This is a genomic window from Candidatus Cloacimonadota bacterium (assembly GCA_020532355.1).
Lineage (GTDB): Bacteria > Cloacimonadota > Cloacimonadia > Cloacimonadales > Cloacimonadaceae > UBA5456.
Genome location: JAJBBD010000009.1, coordinates 1 through 3,298, shown reverse-complemented (window position 1 = coordinate 3,298; position 3,298 = coordinate 1). Strand labels below are relative to the sequence as shown.

The window sequence follows — 3,298 nt, the reverse complement described above, 5'->3', positions numbered from 1 at the left end:
TAATGGATAGCGCAGACATGTCATTTGGCTGTTTACGGATGGTATTTGAGAAGCCGGGATTCGATTCTACATCATTAGTATAGATCGTTTTCACAGCCCATCTATAAACTCCATCGGGGAAGCTTGGCCAGGCGGGGTCTGTGAAAGTAGTATCGGTAATCATGGCTGGGGTCAGCGAGACCCACTGAGCGGGAGTATTCTCCTGTCCGTATTCAAAGCGCCAGACCTTGTATCCCACAGGGAGACGGGAGGGATTCTGTCTTGATCGTCTGGGAGGTCTTGACATTGGCTGTCTGAAGCTGTCTGCTATCTTCTTGGGAGCGTTCAGGCTGGCCCTTTCTTCCGCCAGCTGATTGGCAGGCAGCCTGATGGGGGTTATGAAATTACCTGGATTAGCGGCAAACTGAGAACTACGGTCTAACAGACCCGCAGGGCCGATGTAAACATCGTCTATATACCAACCGGCATAGTTTACCACCGTTGTGGATGACCATTCAAAGCTGATCTCAGCGTCTGTCAGGTTTTCATAAGCTGATAGGTCTATAGTAAGTTCTTGCCAGGGCATAAATACAGCCGCAGCACTGGTTCCCCATACTACATTTCCATTCACCAGAACTTCACCATAATCCCAGGTATTATACCCATCCATATAATGCCAGAAGTTTAACACAGGATCAGCAAAAGTACTAAGATCAAAGGTCTGCCTCAGGTAAGATCGCTCTCCTGATACTGCGCAATTTGTATAGGGACCATAAATATTAGTTCCCCACATGCCGGTTCCGGAGTATGCAGTTTGAGGGGGATTTTGTGGGTCGCTTCCACCTGCAGAGTTGTAGTTTGCAGCATTGTAGGTGTTATTCCATTGCCAGTCACCTTCCGGGTAATTTGGCAAAGAAGCACCAGTCCAATTTGAGGAAGCTACCCAGCCACCGTCGTCATTCTCGAAATCGAAGAAGTAGAAGTTCCCGGGGGTTCCGGGAGCGCCCCAAATCAGATTAACTGCAGTCTCTGCATCATTCACCGTAGCGGTGATGGCAGAAGGCGGCAGAGTGAGCTCTTCCAGAATGGTATTACCCATATCGTAATCAGTCGAACCGACTGTGATGGAGCCTGTAGCAGCCTGGTATCCAGGTCTGAATATGACGTAGTTATAGGTATTTCCGGAAAGGACGTTCTCTACCGTGAATTGACCTGCATCGTTGCCATAGGCAGTATAGTTCAGCACACCCGAGAGAGTCACTTCTACATCACTCAGCGGCACGCTCGGGGCATCGCTGCCCGTCACGGTACCGGTCACATTGACAGAAGCGGATTCGGTCATGCTGATATTGACGATAGTCTCTTCATCTTCTACAATGGTAAAGTTCACATGCTCGTCTTCATAACCGATCTTATGAGCAGTGAGGGTATGAGCTCCTTCCGCCAGGAACGGGAAGTTATATTGACCTGAGGCGGAAGTAGTAGTTTCGAAGATAGTATCATTTACACTGATTTCCACATCTGCCAGGGGACTGCCAGCGGCAGTAACAGTGCCGGAAAGCGATCCCATGCCTTCGATCATCATGTAGAAACGGATGTTGGAGCGATTCGTAGAGGTTGTACCGGTAGTTCCGGTAAGGCCATTATTGGAGTCACTCTGATAGCGCAGTGAACTGGCATAATCGGTAGCACTCATATAAACTAAAGCATTGTGAGCCCAGGCGTCTGGTATCACATCGGTAACTATTTCCACGATCAGATTTGAAGCGCCATCCCACATGAAAGGAGTGTCAAGGTTATGAACGTTCCAATCAAGGGTGGGCATAAATGTATTTCTCTGCCACACTGTGGTATAATCACCAAGTTCAAAAGTGGTAGTGAGAGCTGCTTGATCTGTATGTTTCAGACGAATTCTATAGTTCGTCATGGGTCCACAAGTATCCAGATCCTGCACGTTGAAAGCAAGAGCAGAAATCATCCCCGGAGCAGCGCCGGCAGCGAAGAAATCGTCTGCTTTGTAAAGCAATTGTTGACGGAAGGCTTTGTAGAAAGTGCCGTAAGGTGCCGGACCACCTGTGGTGGTATTTGCGGATGTGCCGCTGCCAATTCCGGCAACCAGCAGGCCCTCCTCCATCACGGAAATTGTGAGTAGATCAGTTTCATCGTTAGCGGGATTTACGTCACCGGCCAGGATCACTTTACCCTTGATTGTATGAGCACCTTCTGTAGTAAAAGTATGACTAAGAGTGATACCTGCTGTCTCGCCAGGAGCAACCTCTGTTCCAGCTCCTGAGGCCAGGACGGTGTCTTCATCGTCCAGAATCTGAACTTGATAGACAGATTGGGGGGCAGTGCCATTGTTATATACATTCACGATGTAGTTTGTAGCAGTGTTTACATTGGGACTTGTGTTGCCTGTTATAGAAGCTGCGGCCAAGTCGTTCGGAGCGATCTCTTCAAAAATAATATCATCTATGTAAGTAGTGTCGTAAGTGCTGAACAGACCGTGCCGGATAGCGATGTATCGACCGGTACCGGTATGAGCGGTTAGGTTGACAGTGTATTCTGCCCAACCGGTCGGCACTGTGACCCCTTCACATAATTCAAAGGTGGTGGGATCGGCAGGGTCCACGATCGTGCCAATCTGAATCAGATGGTCGGTGTCTCCTTTCATCATGAGTTTCACCCGGATACTGTTGATATCAATCGTATTGTCGATAATCGGTGAAATCAGGATCAATTCTGCCGAAGTATCATTGGAGTTTGCCATCTGTACGCAGTTTGGTGCGCTGTGAGGGCTGCTGGTACTGGTTCTCAGATAGGAAGAGCTGGCAGTGCTATTGTGTATGTAAGACCAGCCCAGAGGGAAATTTGGCACTGTGGCTGTATCCCAGTTTTCCAAGAATGGTAAACTGTAGATAGTGGCGTCATAGCCGTTACCAGTAATTTCTATAGTGTGCACTTCACGGGTAATGTTGTCGGTTATGGATATCTGTGCAGTATGCACACCTGCAGCCGTGGGGCTAAAGTCCAGACCAAAGACCAGGGTGCTGCCTGTAGTCAGACTCGCCGGCAAATCCGGGACATCCGTCAAAGTAAAGGCGTCATCTCCAGTGATGGAAATGCTGTTGATTCCCAAAGTTCCTCCACCGGCATTGGCAATGAAGAAATTCTGATGGGCACTGGAAGAAACCAGTACCGTGCCAAAATCTTGCTCGGGAGGTGAAACCACAAACATGGGTTCATCGCTGAGCGGAACCATGATGAAAGTGGTTTTGGGGAAAGTGCCGGACAGAGTCCCTGCCGCCGAGGGTGCCAT

At 49.0% G+C, this 3,298-nt stretch carries 1 protein-coding gene; it reads right to left on the bottom strand.

The genetic code is table 11. The features are described 5' to 3' along the window. On the bottom strand, positions 1-3,298 hold a 3,298-nt coding region (locus LHW48_00290), incomplete at both ends, for a carboxypeptidase regulatory-like domain-containing protein (GenBank protein ID MCB5258900.1).